Origin of the sequence: Gilliamella sp. W8123, assembly GCF_016101085.1 — a bacterium.
GTDB classification, from domain to species: domain Bacteria; phylum Pseudomonadota; class Gammaproteobacteria; order Enterobacterales; family Orbaceae; genus Gilliamella; species Gilliamella apis.
This window is the reverse complement of the sequence record NZ_JACFRE010000007.1, coordinates 1-19,498: the sequence shown is the minus strand read 5'-3', so window position 1 is coordinate 19,498 and position 19,498 is coordinate 1. Positions and strand designations below refer to the sequence as shown.

Annotated in this window: 15 protein-coding genes and 1 pseudogene; 11 read left to right on the top strand and 5 right to left on the bottom strand. The window is 35.4% G+C overall.

Annotated elements, in window-relative coordinates; genetic code table 11:
* Nucleotides 1–32 precede the first annotated feature (32 nt).
* The 6 genes from H3T56_RS09350 to H3T56_RS09325 all read left to right on the top strand — a co-directional run bounded on the left by H3T56_RS09350 (nt 33) and on the right by H3T56_RS09325 (nt 5,756).
* On the top strand, nt 33–752 hold the full coding sequence (locus tag H3T56_RS09350; protein WP_065578424.1) for a phosphatase PAP2 family protein: 720 nt from the start codon (nt 33–35) through the stop codon (nt 750–752).
* A 77-nt stretch (nt 753–829) separates the two neighbouring features.
* Nucleotides 830–1,135 (top strand): LapA family protein, encoded by a 306-nt coding sequence (locus H3T56_RS09345; RefSeq protein ID WP_034901614.1) that lies wholly within the window; start codon nt 830–832, stop codon nt 1,133–1,135.
* Nucleotides 1,136–1,146: 11 nt separating this feature from the next.
* Complete coding sequence (lapB, locus tag H3T56_RS09340; RefSeq protein WP_198192793.1) at nt 1,147–2,325, top strand: lipopolysaccharide assembly protein LapB; 1,179 nt, start codon at nt 1,147–1,149, stop codon at nt 2,323–2,325.
* A gap of 11 nt (nt 2,326–2,336) precedes the next feature.
* Nucleotides 2,337–3,119, top strand: coding sequence for a YchF/TatD family DNA exonuclease (locus H3T56_RS09335; RefSeq protein ID WP_198192791.1), 783 nt, complete (start codon nt 2,337–2,339; stop codon nt 3,117–3,119).
* Nucleotides 3,112–4,224: a cupin domain-containing protein gene (locus tag H3T56_RS09330; protein ID WP_086357302.1), complete on the top strand. Its 1,113-nt coding sequence runs from the start codon at nt 3,112–3,114 to the stop codon at nt 4,222–4,224. Before H3T56_RS09335 ends, H3T56_RS09330 begins: the two co-directional genes overlap by 8 nt.
* 290 nt (nt 4,225–4,514) lie before the next feature.
* Complete coding sequence (locus H3T56_RS09325; RefSeq protein ID WP_065614104.1) at nt 4,515–5,756, top strand: MFS transporter; 1,242 nt, start codon at nt 4,515–4,517, stop codon at nt 5,754–5,756.
* Between the two features lie 61 nt (nt 5,757–5,817).
* Here H3T56_RS09325 and H3T56_RS09320 read toward each other — a convergent pair whose 3' ends face one another.
* The 3 genes from H3T56_RS09320 to H3T56_RS09310 all read right to left on the bottom strand — a co-directional run bounded on the left by H3T56_RS09320 (nt 5,818) and on the right by H3T56_RS09310 (nt 8,222).
* Nucleotides 5,818–6,297, bottom strand: coding sequence for a hypothetical protein (locus H3T56_RS09320; RefSeq protein WP_034901625.1), 480 nt, complete (start codon nt 6,295–6,297; stop codon nt 5,818–5,820).
* A 180-nt stretch (nt 6,298–6,477) separates the two neighbouring features.
* On the bottom strand, nt 6,478–7,365 hold the full coding sequence (locus tag H3T56_RS09315) for an SDR family oxidoreductase (protein ID WP_086321015.1): 888 nt from the start codon (nt 7,363–7,365) through the stop codon (nt 6,478–6,480).
* 419 nt (nt 7,366–7,784) lie between these two features.
* Nucleotides 7,785–8,222: a hypothetical protein gene (locus H3T56_RS09310; protein WP_086357304.1), complete on the bottom strand. Its 438-nt coding sequence runs from the start codon at nt 8,220–8,222 to the stop codon at nt 7,785–7,787.
* A 492-nt stretch (nt 8,223–8,714) separates the two neighbouring features.
* On the opposite strand from H3T56_RS09310, the gene ilvG reads away from it, so the two are divergent.
* The 5 genes from ilvG to ilvA all read left to right on the top strand — a co-directional run bounded on the left by ilvG (nt 8,715) and on the right by ilvA (nt 15,225).
* Entirely contained in the window at nt 8,715–10,391 is a 1,677-nt protein-coding gene (gene ilvG, locus H3T56_RS09305; protein WP_086356799.1) for an acetolactate synthase 2 catalytic subunit, read from the top strand.
* A 3-nt stretch (nt 10,392–10,394) separates the two neighbouring features.
* Nucleotides 10,395–10,625 carry an acetolactate synthase 2 small subunit gene (ilvM, locus tag H3T56_RS09300; RefSeq protein ID WP_065578432.1) on the top strand — a complete coding sequence of 77 codons (231 nt, stop codon included), beginning with the start codon at nt 10,395–10,397 and terminating at the stop codon, nt 10,623–10,625.
* A 156-nt stretch (nt 10,626–10,781) separates the two neighbouring features.
* Nucleotides 10,782–11,711: a branched-chain amino acid transaminase gene (locus tag H3T56_RS09295; RefSeq protein ID WP_065650940.1), complete on the top strand. Its 930-nt coding sequence runs from the start codon at nt 10,782–10,784 to the stop codon at nt 11,709–11,711.
* Between the two features lie 123 nt (nt 11,712–11,834).
* Complete coding sequence (ilvD, locus tag H3T56_RS09290; RefSeq protein ID WP_065578434.1) at nt 11,835–13,685, top strand: dihydroxy-acid dehydratase; 1,851 nt, start codon at nt 11,835–11,837, stop codon at nt 13,683–13,685.
* A gap of 1 nt (nt 13,686) precedes the next feature.
* A complete protein-coding gene (gene ilvA, locus H3T56_RS09285) occupies nt 13,687–15,225 on the top strand; it encodes a threonine ammonia-lyase, biosynthetic (protein WP_370545547.1) in 1,539 nt (512 codons plus the stop codon).
* 876 nt (nt 15,226–16,101) lie between these two features.
* On the opposite strand, the gene H3T56_RS09280 is transcribed toward ilvA, so the two are convergent.
* Nucleotides 16,102–17,502: a hypothetical protein gene (locus tag H3T56_RS09280; protein ID WP_198192783.1), complete on the bottom strand. Its 1,401-nt coding sequence runs from the start codon at nt 17,500–17,502 to the stop codon at nt 16,102–16,104.
* Nucleotides 17,503–18,484: 982 nt separating this feature from the next.
* Nucleotides 18,485–19,498: pseudogene (locus H3T56_RS09275) on the bottom strand (hypothetical protein); the annotation flags it as partial.

Here is a 19,498-nt window from a genome sequence, read left to right as displayed (position 1 = left end):
TAAATAAAATTTTATGCTTAATTGAGTTTTAAATGGGGTTAGTAATAAAAAAAACAATAGTGCCATTGATCTTATTTCTGATTATACCGTTATCTGTTATAACCGTAAATTGGCAGTGGCAACCAACGTCAATAAATAATATATCTAAATATTTATTTTGGGTAACTGAAACAGCTAGTTTTCCGTGGGCAATAATAACATCTGGGCTGTTTTTTTTACTCTTTTACCTAAAACTTGTTAATAAAAATAAAAAAACATTATTACTATTATGGTTAGTTTTAGTCAGTGCAATGTTAGGTGGTCAAGTTGTTAAGAGTATCATCAAACAACAAACTGCTGAATCCAGACCTTATGTTATATGGTTAGATAAAGAGTTTAATCTTGATGAAAAGCAATTTTATTCACAAACAAGAGCAGAACGTAAAGCTAATATTGAAAAATTATTAGCCAATTCAACCATTATTCCTACATGGTTATCTAATCATTGGCAAAGTGAAACAGGTTATGCTTTTCCTTCTGGGCACACTTTATTTGCAGCCACTTGGGCTTTATTAGCCATAACGCTACTAAGTTTTAAACGACATTTTTTTATTGTATCAATCATTACTATTTGGTCATTGCTCATTGAAACGAGTCGACTATTATTAGGTATGCATTCAGCTTATGATTTAATATTGGGGATATTGCTAGCTTGGTTAATTTCACTTATCTGCTGTTTTTATGTTAAAAAATGGCATATAGTAATGGAATAAAGCAAAAGAAAAGAATAGTTTTAAAGAAAAGAATTAGGTAATATCAATTTTTTAATAAAAATAATAAGGTTAGCATTATGAAATTAGTAATATCAATTTTATTGATAATTCTTATTTTCGCCATTTCGATAACTATAGGTTCAGCTAATAATCAAATAGTAACTTTTAACTATTTAATTGCTAAAACTGAAGTCAGATTATCTGTATTACTGGCAATATTATTTGGTTCAGGTTTTTTAGTTGGATGGATATTAACTGGAATATATTTCTTAAAATCTAAATTCCAACATTCATCGACGAAACGTAAATTGAATAAATTGCAAAAAAGATATGATGAAGACATATCTAATCATCAGAAAATGAATTTAACCAATACCAATTAAAATAGGTAATTATGTTTGAATTGTTATTTCTGTTACTGCCAATAGCCGCTGCCTATGGCTGGTATATGGGTGACAGAAATGCCAAACAAAAATATTTAAATCAATCGAATCGATTATCTAGAGAATACGTAGATGGTCTAAATTTTCTTTTGTCTAATCAAAAAGATAAAGCTGTTGATATTTTCCTTGATCTACTTAAAGAAGATGATGGTACCCTCGAAGCGCATCTAACACTAGGAAACCTATTCCGTTCACGTGGCGAAGTTGATCGCGCAATACGTATTCACCAAGCATTAATGGAAAGTTCATCATTAACATTTGATCAACGATTATTAGCAATTCAGCAACTTGGACGAGACTATATGGTTGCGGGGCTTTATGACCGTGCCGAAGAGATGTTTTTACAATTGATTGATGAAGAAGACTTCCAGCAACATGCTCTACAACAGTTACTTATCATTTATCAATCTACAAGCGAATGGAACAATGCGATTAATATCGCAACCAGACTGGTAAAACTTGGCAATGAAAAATATAAGATCGAAATCGCCCAATTTTACTGTGAACTAGCTGCACTCGCTATCGCTGATGATGATTTAGAACAAGCATACAACCTATTAAAAAAGTCGGCTACTGCCGATGCTAATTGTGCTCGTACTTCATTAATGCTTGGACGAGTATTAGTGGTTCAAGACAAAATCGAACAAGCAATTGAATCTTTTCAACAAATAATAAACCAAGACAAAGCTTTTATTGGCGAAGCCTTACCACTATTAAAAGAATGTTATACACAAATAAATCAGCCACAACTATTCAAACAGTTTTTAGAAATTTGTGTCAAACAAGACACTGGTAATGTAGCCGAACTGATGCTTGCCGATATTGTTGAAAAGAATAACGGATTAGATGCGGCCCAATATTACCTATATCGTGAATTATTAAAACACCCAAATCTTAAAGGTTTTTACCGATTAATGGATTATCATGTGGCTGATGCTGAACAAGGAAAAGCCAAACAAAGTCTATTACTTCTTCGAAATATGGTAGGTGAACAGATAAAAACAGTTCCCAATTACCGGTGCAAAAAATGTGGATTTACCGTTAATACCCTCTACTGGTTGTGCCCAAGCTGCCGTTCATGGTCAACCATAAAGCCAGTTCGAGATTTCGAACATCATTCAAATAATTAAAAGAGTTTAATATGTTTCTAATTGATTCGCACTGTCATTTAGACAGTTTGGACTATACAAATAAAACGCTTGATAGCGTTTTGCAAGAGGCATTAAATAATGATGTCAAACATTGTCTAAGTGTTGCAACAACATTGTCGGGTTATGAAGCGATGAAAGCAATGCTAATGCCATATAAAAAACAATGCTCGTTTTCATGTGGTATTCACCCACTTAATTTAGATGATGAACCTTACGACACCGAGCGTTTTGCTCGTCTTGCACAAGAAGATAATGTTATCGCTCTTGGCGAAACAGGTCTTGATTATTACTATCAACAAGATAATCTTGAATTACAGCAATACAATTTTATACAACACATTCACTTAGCTAAACAATTAAAAAAACCAATAATTGTCCACACCCGTAACGCTAAACAAGATACCCTAAAAATATTAAAAGAAGAGCAAGCTCACTCCGGTGTCTTACATTGCTTTACCGAAGACATTGATACGGCCAAAGCATTATTAGACATTGGTTTTTATATTTCATTTTCAGGGATTATCACCTTTAAAAATGCCGAATCTCTGCGAGAAGTAGCAAAATTTGTGCCTTTAGATCGCATTTTGATTGAGACTGATTCACCCTATTTAGCGCCTGTTCCCTATCGAGGAAAAGAAAATCAGCCCGCTTATGTTAAAGAGGTAGCTAATTATTTAGCTGCACTAAAAGGTGTAACTCTTGATACTATTGCACAACAAACTACAACAAACTTTTGTCAATTATTCAATTTAAAAGGAGTAATTAATGAGTAACAAATTAACAATCAATTGGGATGACTTTTTAACTAATTATTGGCAAAAAAAACCAGTTATTTTACGTAATGCTTTTAGTAATTTTATCGATCCTATCTCCCCTGAAGAACTAGCTGGTCTTGCCATGGAAGAAGAAATTGAAAGTCGAATTGTTACTAACAAAAATGGAAAATGGGACGCAAAATATGGGCCATTTATTGACTTTAGTGACTTAGGTGAAGATCATTGGAGCCTACTTGTCCAAGCTGTCGATCATTGGCATGAGCAAGCAGCTACTTTAGTTGAACCGTTTAAATGCATTCCACAATGGCAATTTGAAGACCTAATGATATCTTATGCAACCCAAGGTGCTGGCGTTGGCCCTCATATTGATAATTATGATGTATTTATCATTCAAGGTAAAGGCCGCCGTCGTTGGCAAGTTGGTGATCGTAATCCTAATTATAAACAATTTAGTGTTCATAAAGCTTTATTACATGTTGAAGATTATCAACCTATTATTGATGAGGAAATTACTGCTGGAGATATCTTATATATTCCAATTGGTTTTCCACATAATGGGATATCGATTGGCGAATCACTTAGTTATTCGGTAGGATTTAGAACCCAAACATCACAAGACTTATTAAGTGGATTTGCCGATTATATTATCGATAATTTACCTAATGGGATTTTTTATCAAGATCCAGGGTTAAAATTACCAAAAGATCCTTATTTAATTCAACCATATGAAATTGAAAAGCTTAAAAGTCAAATGATTGATTTAATAAATAATCCAGCTTTATTTAATGATTGGTTTGGTAAACATATCACAATGCCTATGCATGAACTAAATATCATTCCTGTTGAACCAGCTTATGATTTAGATGAATTCGAAGCAATTCTCAAAGCTGGAGCTGAACTCTACCGAGTTCCTAGTATCCGTATCTTAAAAATCGGTGATAGCGCTTATATCAACGGAAAAAAAATACCTTTACCAATGACAACAATTAATTTGTTATGTGAAACTGAAGTACTTTGCTATGAGCAAATACAAGACGATGTAACCTTAGATGTCATGTTAAAATTTGTTAATCTTGGTTATTGGTATTTTGCCGAAGAATAAAATTTTCATCTTAACAAAATCGGTTACTAAGCTATCGGCTAACATCCGTAAAATGGCAAAATTATCGACTAATTTGTCTAAAAAATTAGATATTTTTCAATATTAAACAGATAATTTTGCCAAAACAACAATAAATAAAATAAAAGCTGATATTTTTGGATTTTCATTTAGCTTTTTACCATTTTTAAGTATATACTTGCCCCCGCTTTTTGAGCCCCATCGTTTAATGATGAGTTAAACAAAATAACGCTTAGATTGAACCACTATCTTTTTATTGACTTGAGGTAAACATGAATATTAATGCAAGCATGACCAACCAAGCTGAGAGTGAAAGCGCACAAACAACTCCTTATCAAAAACGTACTTTATTTGCATCAACAGTAGGATATGCATTAGACGGTTTAGATATGATGATTTTAGGTGTTTGTTTTAGCCTAATTGCAACTACTTTTAACCTAACCAAATCCGATCTAGGTACATTAACTTCGGCGACATTATTAGGGGCTGTATTAGGTGGAATTCTTTTCGGCGTACTTGCTGATAAATTTGGCCGTGTTAGAGTATTTTCATGGACAATTTTAATCTTCTCATTATTTACAGGCCTTTGTGCTATTTCACCAAATTATGAAAGCTTTTTAATTTTTCGCTTTCTTAGTGGCCTTGGTTTGGGAGGTGAATTTGGTATAGGCATGACATTAGTATCAGAAAGTTGGCCTAAACACAAACGTTCCAGAGCAACTTCAATTGTGGCATTAGGCTTTCAAGTGGGAATAATTCTTGCCGCCCTAACCGTTAATTTTATTGGTGAAGTGCATGGTTGGCGCTGGGCATTTGCCATGGGTGTATTACCTGCACTATTTGTTGCATGGACGCGTAAAGGTTTAAAAGAGCCTGAAATTTGGCAAAACTTAAAAGATCAAAATAAAAATAAAATAGCCATCGGAAAACTATTTAAAACCCCTAGAATCACAGCTACCACTATTGGTTTAACTATTGCTTGTGCAGTACAAAACTTTGGGTTTTATGGATTAATGGTTTGGATGCCTAATATGATTGCGACTGAATTAAAACTACCATTCAAAAATACGATGTTTTGGACCATATCAACCACGATTGGTATGTCATTAGGAATCTTAATTTTCGGTTGGTTATGTGATAAATTTGGTCGTCGCCCATCTTATATAATATTTTTACTTATATCAGCTATTTCAATATGGTTCTATTTTCACCAAACTGATATGTTAGTTTTAATACTATTTGGTTCAGTTATCGGCTTTTTTGTTAATGGTATGATGGGTGGATATGGGGCTTTGTTGGCTGAACATTATACAACGGATGCCCGTTCAAGTGCTGAAAACATTATATTTAACGTTGGTCGTGGTATTGCGGGTGTATCGCAAGTACTCATTGCCTATCTAGCGACTGTTTACTCCATCAGTTATGCATTAGCACTACTTTCTGGAGCTTACTTGTTATCAGCAATAGCCTTTATCTTCTTAATTCCAGAAACCAAAGGCAAAGCATTAGAGTAATTACATAAAAAAACAGGGCTTAAAGCCCTGTTTTGCTAATAAAAATATTAATTATTTTTAACTATTTTGCATCACAATCAGCTGGTTTTAAGTGTATACTAAATACCATTTCATCTTTAATATAATAATTGTGAATCGCACCATCGGGAAAAGCATTTTTAAAGTCTTTCATTTCGCTATTATCTGAACAATAAAGAGTTTTTAATGCATCAGCAGTAACTTTTTTACTTTGGTCAATATCCAAATCATCTTTAGATACATCCATTACATATTTATAGTTAATTGAATTATTCTCTTTATAAAGATCAACTAGGTTAGAATATTCATTCACTTTTACTGGTAGTAAACGTTTAGCTTCACTAATATATTTATCCTGAGCTTTACTTAGATCTGGCTTAGTTGCCTGCGTATCATTTGAAACCGGTGCAGTTTTTGCTGGCTCACTATTAGTACTATTATCAGCTGGTTTAGATTTTGAATCATCACAACCAAATAGAGCAGCAGCTATAAAGATCAATGCTGAATATTTTAAACCTTTCATATAAATTCCTTATTATAAAATTAATTAATCACTTAATTAGATGAAGAAGACTATTAAATTGTAAATTATAACTATAAAAAAATACACAACTTTAATAGTAAAGAAGAAAGAAAAAATCATTTTTATACAATATATAAAAAGGGCTACAATAGCCCTTTAACATATTGTAATTATTATAAATTAATTAATATGCATACCACCAGTTACACCATATACTTCGGCGGTGGTATAGCTTGATTCTTCTGATGCTAAATGCACATACACGCCAGCTAGTTCTACCGGTTGCCCCGCACGTTTTAATGGTGTTTGTTTACCAAACTCTGGAATCACTTCACTTGGTTGACCACCACAAATTTGTAATGGTGTCCATACTGGACCTGGTGCTACACAATTAACACGAATACCTTTACTACCTAATTGCGCAGCTAAGCCACGAGTGAACGCGATAATCGCCGTTTTGGTTGAAGCATAATCCAATAAGTTACCACTTGGTTGGTAAGCTTGCACCGAAGAAGTGGTAATAATCGTCGAACCTGGTTTTAAATAACCCAATGCGGCTTTGGTTACCCAAAATAGTGAAAACACATTGATTTCAAAGGTTTTAATGATTTGTTCCGTAGTCAATTGCATAATATCTTCTACAGCTGTTTGTTTACCAGCCACTAAGGTTAGATTATCAAGCCCACCTAATTTTTTATGCGCTTCATCAACTAATTTTTTGCAAAATACCTCATCACTTAAATCGCCTGGAATCAACACTGCTTTACGCCCTACAGATTCGATAACTTTCGCTACATCTTCAGCATCTTTTTGTTCCGCCGGCAAATAGTTAATTGCTACATCAGCACCTTCTTTTGCATAAGCAATAGCTGCTGCACGACCAATCCCTGAATCACCACCAGTAACCAACATTTTTCGACCTTCTAACCGTTGATGACCTTGATAACTTTTTTCGCCACAATCAGGCACTGGATCCATTTCATATTGTAAGCCAGGAGGAGTTTGTTTTTGTTTAGGAAACTTGTCATGATGATATTTGGTTGTGGGATTATAGGTTTGCTTACTCATAATTTTCTCCTAAGTTAGACATGTATTTGTAGACAAATTCAATATAACTTAAATAAAATCAATTAATAATCACAAAATCCTATTGCCAGACATATTTTATATCTTTAAAATACTTAATTAATTCAATTAATTATATTAACCGATAACACACTGAAAAAAATAATAACCATTGATAACCAAAAAAATTTGAGAATAAAGTAACAGTGACTTCCTTGAATGACCTAGCGAGGACAGAAGAAACTTATGCTAAAACCATGACTGATGATAAATTGAACAACAAAAATAGTGTAACAAATAAATTAACATTAAGCTAGCAATGCAAGTTTAATAATAATTATTTATTAGTTGGGCAATTAGTCACAACTACTGTTAGCACTCTTTACCCATCTATATATAAGATTATTTCTAATTACTTTTACTTAACTCCCATGACAATCTGCAGGGCTTAATTCAACCACGATAATCTCTTTATTATCAATAAAATAATGATAGTTTGCACCATCAGGAAATGCTGTTTTTAACTGCTGCATTTCTTCATTATTTTCACAATAAGCCTTAAACAAGGCTTGACGGATAGTATCAAGCGTACTTGGCAATAATAACGTATGTTCAGAGGTATTTTTAACCTCATATTGATAATTGACGATATTACGATCTTTATCTTTATCGATACCAATTAAAGTCGTTAACTCATCAATCGCAATGGGTAAAGATTTCTTGATAGGTTCAATCATTGCATTTTGTACCGCAACAAGTGATTCATCATTAACATTATCTACGGTATTTTCTTTCGCTTTCTCACAGCCAAACATTAAAACACTTACCAGCAAAAATGTAACCAATTTAAGTATTTTCATATAGGTATCTCTTAATAAGTAATAAATAATGATTAGCAATACAAGGTTAAAAAGTTAGTTTACTTTTAGTCTCAATGATTGATATTTATACACTAACCAGCCATAAAATGCCAAACTAAAACCAAAATTAATCTTTTTTAAGAATTAAAAAACCCCTTTCCTCAAAAATTTTTTCAAACAATAAACATACTAATTAAAACTGCTTTTAAAAAAAGCATAAAAAAGAGTTGCACTTTTTTTTAAAACGAGTATTTTGATTAAATATTTTTTCAAAAATGACAAAAGAATTACAGAAACATTATGAATTTTTCACTCATCGTCGTCCTCATTAACATTATTGTCAGCGTGGTCATTATTCCAACGCGGGGGCGTCTTTTGAGTTAAATATATGGTTACCATATTTCAAAAACCCCCGCCCCAAAAAGCGGGGGTTTTTTTATGAACAATTTTGACATTAAAAATAAATGAGCAAAAGTAACAAGTGAGGAATAAATGTTAGGAACACAGTGGATAGTAAAAACCTTAAAAGAAAAAGGCATTACCACCGTTTTTGGATATCCTGGTGGTCAAATTATGCCTCTATACGATGCACTTTATGATGGTGGAATTGAACACGTACTATGCCGTCATGAACAAGGTGCCGCAATGGCAGCCATTGGTTATGCTCGCGCTACCGGCAAAATTGGAGTTTGTATTGCAACATCAGGCCCTGGTGCAACCAATATTATTACAGGCCTTGCTGATGCATTAATTGATTCAGTACCCGTTATAGCCATTACCGGACAAGTTCCAACTACATTAATTGGCACTGATGCCTTTCAAGAAGTTGATGTTTTAGGCTTATCCTTAGCTTGCACCAAACATAGCTATTTAATTGATGATGCCACCCAGTTGCCGAATACCTTACAAGAGGCTTTCAATTTAGCCAATTCGGGCAGGCCGGGACCAATATTAATTGACATCCCAAAAGATATCCAGCTTGCCGAACATGATTACCAAACCTATTTAACACCGACAACCATAAAAACTCCTTCTGATAATAGTCAATTATATCCAATTTCATCTAACGAGATTACCCTTGCTAAACAAATGATTTGCCAAGCCGAAAAACCAATGCTTTATATTGGTGGTGGCGTTGGACTATCGAATGCAATTGCAGAAATGCGCGAGTTTATGAACTCAACGCAAATACCTAGTGTATCGACATTAAAAGGACTCGGCGTTGCTGATCTTAACAATCCTTATTACTTAGGATTAATAGGTATGCATGGCGCCAAAGCAGCTAATTTAGCAGTGCAAGAATGTGATTTATTGATTGCTTTAGGCGTTAGATTTGACGATCGAGTAACAGGCAAACTCAATGAATTTGCTAAACATGCTAAAGTCATTCATATCGATATTGATCAGTCTGAAATCAATAAATTACGCCAAAGCCATTTAGGATTGCAAGGTGATATCAAACATGTTTTACCAATGCTTCATCAAACTGTCTCTATTAAAGATTGGCACGAGAGAATTAAACAATTAAAGGCGCAACACCCTACCCGCTACGATCATCCAGGGGAAGCCATCTATGCACCGGCATTACTAAAACGTATTTCAGAAAGAAGGCCTACCAACAGCATAATTACTACTGATGTAGGTCAACACCAAATGTGGACAGCACAACATATGAGCTTTAATCATCCACAAAACTTTATTACTTCCAGTGGATTAGGAACAATGGGCTTCGGTCTACCCGCTGCTATAGGAGCACAAATGTCCAGACCTGAAGATATGGTAATTTGTGTATCTGGTGATGGTTCTTTTATGATGAATGTACAAGAATTAACCACAATAAAACGTAAAAAATTGCCAGTAAAAATTGTGTTAATTGATAATCAACGCTTAGGTATGGTCAGACAATGGCAAGAACTGTTTTTTAATGAAAGATATAGCGAAACCAATTTATCGGATAACCCAGACTTTCTAATGTTAGCTAAAGCATTTGATATTCCGGGACAAATGATCAGCAAAAAAGCGGAAATCGAACCAGCACTTGACAAGCTATTTAATTCATCCAGTGCTTACTTACTGCATGTATGTATTGATGAACTAGAAAACGTATGGCCACTAGTACCACCAGGGGCAGCAAATGAAAATATGTTAGATAAAAGTAATAAGGAGTAAGTGATGAATCAATTAGCGACACATCAATTTACTATAAAAGCCAATGATAAATTGGGTTCTCTTGAACGCATTTTACGCGTTGTTCGCCACCGTGGCGGACATATACAACAGATGCAAATGCAATCAATTGATAATCATTTATTTATCTTAAATCTAACATTAACTACGGAACGATCGCTATCATCATTACAAAGCCAAATTGGCAAATTGGAAGATGTTATAGCAATTGAATAAAGCTTACAATAAACCTTATTCAAACAATAGGTTAAATAAAAAAGAGTATTTTTTATAGAAGTTAAACAAACAAAAAAGTGATGTATAATGCTTACCATTAAATGAACAAAAGCAGTATGCATGCTTAACAAAAGTAAATTTAAGAGGAAAACAAAAATGGGTACTACAGCAAAATCTGATTATATTTGGTTAAATGGCGAAATGATTCCATGGGCAGATGCTAAAATTCACGTAATGTCACATGCCCTGCATTATGGTACTTCAGTATTCGAAGGTGTCCGTTGTTATGAAACAAACAAAGGGCCAGCAATTTTTCGTCATAAAGAACATGCGCAGCGCCTATTGAATTCAGCTAAAATTTATCGTTTTCCTGTTCCTTATTCACTTGAAGAGATCATGGAAGCAACCCGCCAAGTAATTAAGAAAAACAACTTAAAAAGCGCATACATTCGTCCATTAGCATTTATTGGCGATGTTGGTATGGGGGTTATTCCACCGGCAGGTTATCAAACAGATGTTATGATTGCCGCATTCCCATGGGGTGCCTACCTTGGTGAAGACGCCTTAGAACAAGGTATTGATGCAATGGTATCATCATGGAATCGTTTTGCTCCAAATACCATTCCAGCAGCAGCAAAAGCTGGTGGTAACTACTTATCATCACTACTTATCGGATCTGAAGCTCGTGCTAATGGCTTCCAAGAAGGGATTGCATTAGACGTTAACGGTCAGCTTTCTGAAGGTTCAGGTGAAAACCTATTTATCGTTAAAGACGGTATCTTATTTACCCCATTACTATCATCATCTGCACTTCCAGGGATCACTCGTGATGCCATCATTACCCTTGCTCGTGATTTAGGCATTGAAGTACGTGAACAGACTCTATCTCGTGAATCACTATATCTTGCTGACGAAGTGTTTATGACCGGTACTGCGGCCGAAATCACGCCTGTACGAAGTGTTGATCGTATTCAAGTGGGTATTGGTCGCTGTGGCCCAATCACTAAACAAATCCAACAAACATTCTTCGGATTGTTCGATGGAAAAACTGAAGATAAATATGGTTGGTTAGATCTAATTAAATAAGCATTGATAAGTACCGCCGATTAAGATTAATTCGGCGGTGTCATCATTTTACTATTTATTAAGAACTCAAAAATGTACCGATAGAAATCGGTCGCTTGCATTAGGAAAAATTGGGAGCAACAAATGCCTAAATATCGTTCGGCAACCTCAGTTGAAGGTCGCAATATGGCAGGCGCCCGCGCCTTATGGCGTGCAACAGGCGTAAAAAATGAAGACTTTGGTAAACCCATCATTGCAGTGGTTAATTCATTCACACAATTCGTACCGGGCCATGTCCACTTAAAAGATATTGGTCAACTAGTGGCAAAAGAAATTGAAGCTTGTGGTGGTATTGCCAAAGAGTTTAATACTATTGCTGTTGATGATGGTATCGCTATGGGCCATGGTGGTATGCTTTATTCATTACCATCTCGAGAACTCATTGCCGATTCAGTTGAATATATGGTTAATGCACACTGTGCTGATGCTATGATCTGTATCTCAAACTGTGACAAAATTACCCCAGGGATGTTAATGGCGTCACTGCGCTTAAACATTCCAACCGTATTTGTTTCGGGTGGTCCAATGGAAGCCGGTAAAACTAAACTGTCAGATCAAATCATCAAACTCGACTTAGTTGATGCTATGATCCAAAGTGCTAATCCTACTGTTAGCGATGCTGACAGCGAGGCTATTGAACAATCAGCCTGCCCGACTTGTGGATCATGCTCGGGGATGTTTACTGCTAACTCAATGAACTGTTTAACTGAAGCGTTAGGTCTCTCTTTACCGGGGAATGGCTCACTGGTTGCCACTCACAAACAACGTGAACAACTTTTCTTAAATGCAGCTAAGCGCATTGTTGAAATAACCAAACAGTATTACGAACATGATGATGTAGCTTATTTACCTCGATCAATTGCAACTAAAGCTGCTTATGAAAATGCTATGTCTCTTGATATCGCCATGGGTGGCTCAACAAATACCGTATTACATTTACTTGCCACAGCACAAGAAGGTGAAATAGACTTTACCATGTCTGACATCGACAGGTTATCACGCAAAGTTCCTCATCTATGTAAAGTTGCGCCAAGTACCGCAATTTATCATATGGAAGATGTCCACCGTGCTGGTGGTGTGGTCTCCATCATGTCTGAACTGGACAAAGCCGGATTACTAAACCGTAACGTACATAACGTACTTGGTTTAAGTTTACAAGAAACCTTTGCCAAATATGATATTACGCAAACAACTGACGAAGCCGTCAAAAAAATGTATCGCAGTGGTCCGGCAGGCATTCGCACCACCAAGGCCTTCTCTCAAGATTGTTATTGGGATAGCTTAGATGATGATCGTGAAAATGGCTGTATTCGTGATAAAGCACATGCTTATAGCCAAGATGGTGGATTAGCAACCCTTTACGGTAATGTCGCCCAAGATGGCGCTATTGTAAAAACCGCCAGTGTTGCTGCCGAAAACCTAGTCTTCCGTGGTCCGGCCAAAGTTTATGAAAGCCAAGAAGATGCTGTTGATGCAATTTTAGGTGGCAAAGTAGTGGCAGGCGATGTGGTAGTGATTGTCTACGAAGGACCAAAAGGTGGACCAGGTATGCAAGAGATGCTCTATCCGACAAGTTACTTAAAATCAATGGGGCTTGGTAAAGCCTGTGCATTAATCACTGATGGTCGTTTTTCTGGTGGTTCATCGGGGTTATCTATTGGTCACATTTCACCAGAAGCTGCTAATGGTGGGGTGATTGGTCTTGTTCGTGATGGCGATATTATCGATATCGACATCCCAAATCGTAAATTAGAGCTCATCGTACCAGAAGATGAATTAGAACGTCGCCGTGTCGCAGAACTTGCTCGTGGTGATAAAGCCTTTACTCCTCATAATCGTGACCGTTATGTCTCATATGCACTAAAAGCTTATGCTAGCTTAGCAACTAGTGCAGACAAAGGTGCGGTACGTGATAAAAGCAAATTAGGTGGTTAATGTGAATCAACAAGCTAACAAACTAACCGGCGCTGATTATTTAAAAGCTACACTATGCAGTGCAGTGTATGATGTTGCCCAAGTGACGCCACTGGAACATATGGAAAAAATCTCCTCTCGTTTAAAAAATCAAATTTTTGTTAAACGAGAGGATCGTCAATTAGTCCATAGTTTCAAAATTCGTGGCGCCCAAGCCATGATAGCCAGCTTAAGCCCTGAAGAACGTAAATGTGGTGTAGTTGCCGCATCAGCCGGTAATCATGCCCAAGGTGTTGCATTTTCAGCAACTAAATTAGGGATTAAATCGCTAATTGTCATGCCATTAAATACGGCAGATATCAAAGTCGAAGCCGTAAAAGACTTTGGTGGTGAAGTATTACTTTATGGAGCCAATTTTGACGAAGCTAAAGCCAAAGCAATGGAGCTGGCCAAGCAACAAAATCGGATTTTTATTCCACCTTTTGATCATCCACTAGTTATCGCCGGTCAAGGCAGTATTGCTATGGAACTGCTGCAACAAAATGCCAAGCTTGACCGCATTTTTGTGCCTGTCGGTGGTGGCGGACTCGCTGCTGGTATTGCCGTATTAATTAAGCAAATCATGCCATCAATAAAAGTGATTGCGGTTGAACCTGAAGATGCGGCCTGCTTGAAAGCGGCTTTAGTTGCAGGACATCCAGTCGATCTTGATCGGGTTGGTTTATTTGCTGAAGGTGTTGCAGTTAAACGAATTGGTGATGAAACATTTAGACTCTGTCAGCAATATATTGACGATATCATTACTGTTGATAGCGATGAAATCTGTGCGGCAGTTAAAGATCTATTTGATAATGTACGTGCCATTGCAGAACCATCGGGTGCAGTAGCATTAGCTGGTCTTAAAAAGTATGTCGAACAAAATAACATTTGTGGTGAAAATTTAGCCCACATTTTATCTGGAGCTAACTTAAACTTCCATAATCTACGTTATGTATCTGAACGTTGTGAATTGGGTGAAAAACGTGAAGTACTCTTAGCGGTAACTATACCTGAACAAAAGGGAAGCTTTTTAAAATTTTGCCAATTATTAGGTGGACGAGCAGTCACAGAATTCAACTACCGCTATCATGACGACAAATCAGCTCGCATATTTGTTGGCGTTAAAATTGCCAAAAGCAATGAAAAAGACGAAATCATGCAAGAACTCAGCGCAGCTGGTTATCAAGTTGTCGATCTCACTGATGACGAAATGGCAAAACTACATGTTCGTTATATGATTGGTGGCAAACCATGTCAACCTCTTAACGAACAAGTTTATAGTTTTGAGTTTCCTGAATCACAAGGCGCATTGCTTAAGTTTTTACAAACGCTAGGTACTAACTGGAATATATCAATGTTCCATTATCGTAGTCACGGTACCGATTATGGCCGAGTATTAGCGGCTTTTGAAATAGATAAAGCTAGCCATATAACCTTTACAAAACATTTAACCGAGTTGGATTATGGTTTTAATAATGAAACTGAAAATCCATCACTTAAATTATTCTTAACCAATGAATAATTAAACTGCCCCTAAAATAAATTAGGGGCACTTTTGCCTAATAAATAGCATATAATTTAGTAATTAATAATAATGATTTTAATCTGTTTTTTAACAAAAATACTATGTTAAGTGTTATAGTTAAGATATGGGTTATTAAAAAACTGCCTCAATTTTTTAAAGCTTAAAAATAGCTTTCCTTAATTTAATCCGTCCATCTCTACATTACACATAGCTAAACGATAAAACCATGCAGATTTCATTACTTCACCAATTTAGTAAAAATAAAAAGTTAAGGTAAAGGTATAGTACATAAATTATTATAATTCAAAATAATATTTAACAATTGCATTACCGTTCTCATCACTTCCAACTAACTCAAATACTTGCAGCTAAGAGGATTTAGATACATTACTTGGATCGTCTGAACTCCGTTACGATACTTGAGCGACTGGACCAGTTAGAGTGACTTGAAAGCTTGTACTTGTTACTTCCAATATAGTAACAGTAATACCTGCTTGGGAAACGGAAGGATGTCATTTCAAAAAAACAGTACTAACTATCTTTAAATCAAAATATACCAAATCCCTCATAGTAGAAAAGTTTTAGCCGTAAGATGATTAAATTGAAGATTGAATAATATCAATTCCCAGAATTCCATATTCAAGCTGAACCAGCATACTTATCTATACCATTAACCGATATTTATTGATTAAAATATTTACTGAAAGTCTCTATTCCTCAACAATAACTCCGTCCCAATTGGGGCGGATAGTACTCACCACAAAATCTCTTTTTATCACCCACTTTGTCAGCTTGATTGAAGCTACAAATCAACCACTTTAATAGATTGAATTTAATGCTTCAATCTAAAGGATAACAAGTAAAAACTACGCACTAAGGTGTAACACAAGCTACATGATAAGATTGGTTACTTGAATAAAGTGCTATTACGGAACCATTATAAGATAATACAGCAATTTGATAGTTATTGGCATCATTTTCGGTACTGTTATCAGCACCATTATTGCTATCACTATCAGTACCGTTATTCGTACCACTATTGATTTTGATGTCGGTAGCCAAATAAGGTATCACACGCCCAAATTCAGCACCTCTGTAACCATGCATATAACCCCACTCAGCAAAAAAGCCGTTATCAATTGCACGCGTATGATGATTATCTTGTGAAGGCGATGTAGTGCTGGCGATGTCAGAAACCGGTGCGTTAGTTAGCTCTTGATAATTAGGAACACGGTAACCTATATTCTCACACCAAGATATATTCTTATATTTAGGTTGAGAGGTTCCTCCTCGATTAACAAACCACTGTTTTAACTGGAAACCATATTTGACGACTTCTTTATTACTTTGAGGGTCTACACCAACTAACTCAAATGTAATAGGCAATACCGGTTTATGTATAGATCTTAAACTACTTGGTTCATCTGAGTCCTGTTGTTTTTCTGTAGCAACTGGACCAGTTAAGGTAACACGAACACTGGTACTTGTTACATCTGTCATTGTAGCTGTGATACCATCATGAGTAACATCCTCCCATAATAAAGCCTTGTTACTACCAATGATGTCTAAATCAAAATATAAATTATTAGCGCCTGTAGTAGGAAAGTTGCGATGATAAGATGATGGGGTAGCAGTTTGAGTAATAAATCCTTTCTTAATATCCCATATTGGTTTAGGACCTGCATAGTCGCCTGAACTAAAAACAAGGTTTGGTGTGGCAAACAAAACTGAAGGCCCGGCCTTCGGATTAATGTAATAAGTCACATTACTAGAGTTAAAATCACTACTATTAGGTATTCCATAACGCGTTCTTAATGTTCCGTTAGTACTAGTTAATGTTAACTTATATGGCGCTTTAGTTCCCATTAATACTTCATTACGCGCAACACTTTCATTATTTTTATCTACGATAGATAACCTTAGATCACCAGTTACTGTAACATCATCATCCCCATCATCATCCCCCCAATAATTATAAGGTGAACCAATAAGTGCATTTAATCCAATTAAATCAGTATCAATTGGTATGGCCATATCGATATCAGCAAAACTTTCACCAATTTTAGGTAATTCAATAGGGTCATTTGAGTTATATGTTATTGGTGTAAATTTTGTCCCATCAGATAGTGAAATCCACAGTAAATCGTCGATATTTGTAACACGAGTAAGATCGCCGTCAAAGGTTAAGTAAGGTTCATGACCCTGAATAGTATTTGATGTTTGAGATGTTAATGCGTGGCTAAAAAAAGGCGTTATCAATAAAAGAATAAGCAAAATCGTTAAAATAATCCGCCAAAATGAATAAAATAGACTTAACACTTTGAGTAAAGAACTTACGATTTTAAGATAAATAAAACGGTAGTGAAAAACTAAATTCTTACTACTCCTATTAAGCGAACTTAGAACAAGTATAAAGCATGTATTTTTGTGATAATTACAATACATTTTATCAATCCTTTAATTTAATTTAATGATTTACAGTATTTTTAAATCTAACTAACTAAACTTTATTCGATTGTTTTAACTAAAAAACGTACTAAAAATGTAGCAACTGAAATAGTCTTTTTAATTTAACTTGTTAACTTCTATAAGAACTTTTACTGAATTGGGTGTTAAAATGAGGTTTCAAAGTTTAAATAACTTCCCTCAATTTTTTGAGTAACATACTATTTTCCCCAAAATTAGATCCGTACCTTTTGGAGAGGGGTGTAACGTATTTGGTTGATAAAACAACCATACTACTTTATCTCACAATCTTTGTGAGATCGATTGCCTCAATGAGGCAAATATTCTATTCACCAGTAGCCTAACTTTATTTTTCGATTCCGAAAATGAAAATTAGACACTAGGAAGTGGTACATAAATCCAAACGTCTATTGAGTATGTCAATTGATAGCGCCATAAAACAGGTTTATAAAGAGCTTTTCGTTTTTGGAACAAACGGAAGCCCAATAATAGTAAACACTGTTAAAGTCAGCATTAATCTAATTGTACATACCCCCCTCATTTTGATAAGAGTCCATCGCTATTATCTATACCATTAACCGATATTTATTGATTAAAATATTTACTGAAAGTCTCTATTCCTCAACAATAACTCCGCCCCAATTGGGGCGGATAGTACTCACCACAAATCTCTTTTTATCACCCACTTTGTCAGCTTGATTGAAGCGACAAATCAACCACTTTAATAGATTGAATTTAATATTCCAACATTGAAGCTTCAATCTAAAGGATAACAAGTAAAAACTACTCACTAAGGTGTAACACAAGCTACATGATAAGATTGGTTACTTGAATAAAGTGCTATTACGGAACCATTATAAGGTAATACAGCAATTTGATAGTTATTGGCATCATTTTCGGTACTGTTATCAGCATCATTATTGGTATCACTATCAGTACCGTTATTGGTAAGTACAGCAATTTTAGGGTTATTGGTATCCGTACCATTATTGCTATCACTATCAGTACCGTTATTCGTACCACTATTGATTTTGATATCGGTAGCCAAATAAGGTAACACACGCGTAAATTGAGCATTTTTGTAAGCATACATAAAACCCCACTCAGCAAAAAAGCCGTTATCAATTGCACGCGTAAGATGATTATCTTGTGAAGGCGATGTAGAGCTGGCGATGTCAGAAACCGGTGCATTAGTTAGCTCTTGATAATTAGGAACACGGTAACCTATTTTCTCACACCAAGATATATTCTTATCTTCAAGTTGAGTGATTATCCCACGATTAACAAACCACTGTTTTAACTGGAAACCATATTTGACGACTTCTTTATTACTTTGAGGGTCTACACCAACTAACTCAAATGTAATAGGCAATACCGGTTTATGTATATATCCTATACTATTTGGGTAATTTGAACCTTTTTGCATTTCTGTAGCGACTGGACCAGTTAAGGTAACACGAACACTGGTACTTGTTACATCTGTCATTGTAGCTGTGATACCATCATGAGTAACTTCCTTCCATAATAAAGCCTCATTACTACCAATGATGTCTAAATCAAAATATAAATTATCAGCGCCTGTAGTAGGAAAGTTGCGATGATAAGATGATGGGGTAGCAGTTTGAGTAATAAATCCTTTCTTAATATCCCATATTGGTTCAGGACCTGCGAAGCTTGAACTAAAAATAAGGTTTGGTGTGGCAAACAAAACTGAAGGCGCGGCCTTCGGATTAATGTAATAAGTCACATTACTAGAGTTAAAATCACTACTATTAGGTATTCCATAACGCGTTCTTAATGTTCC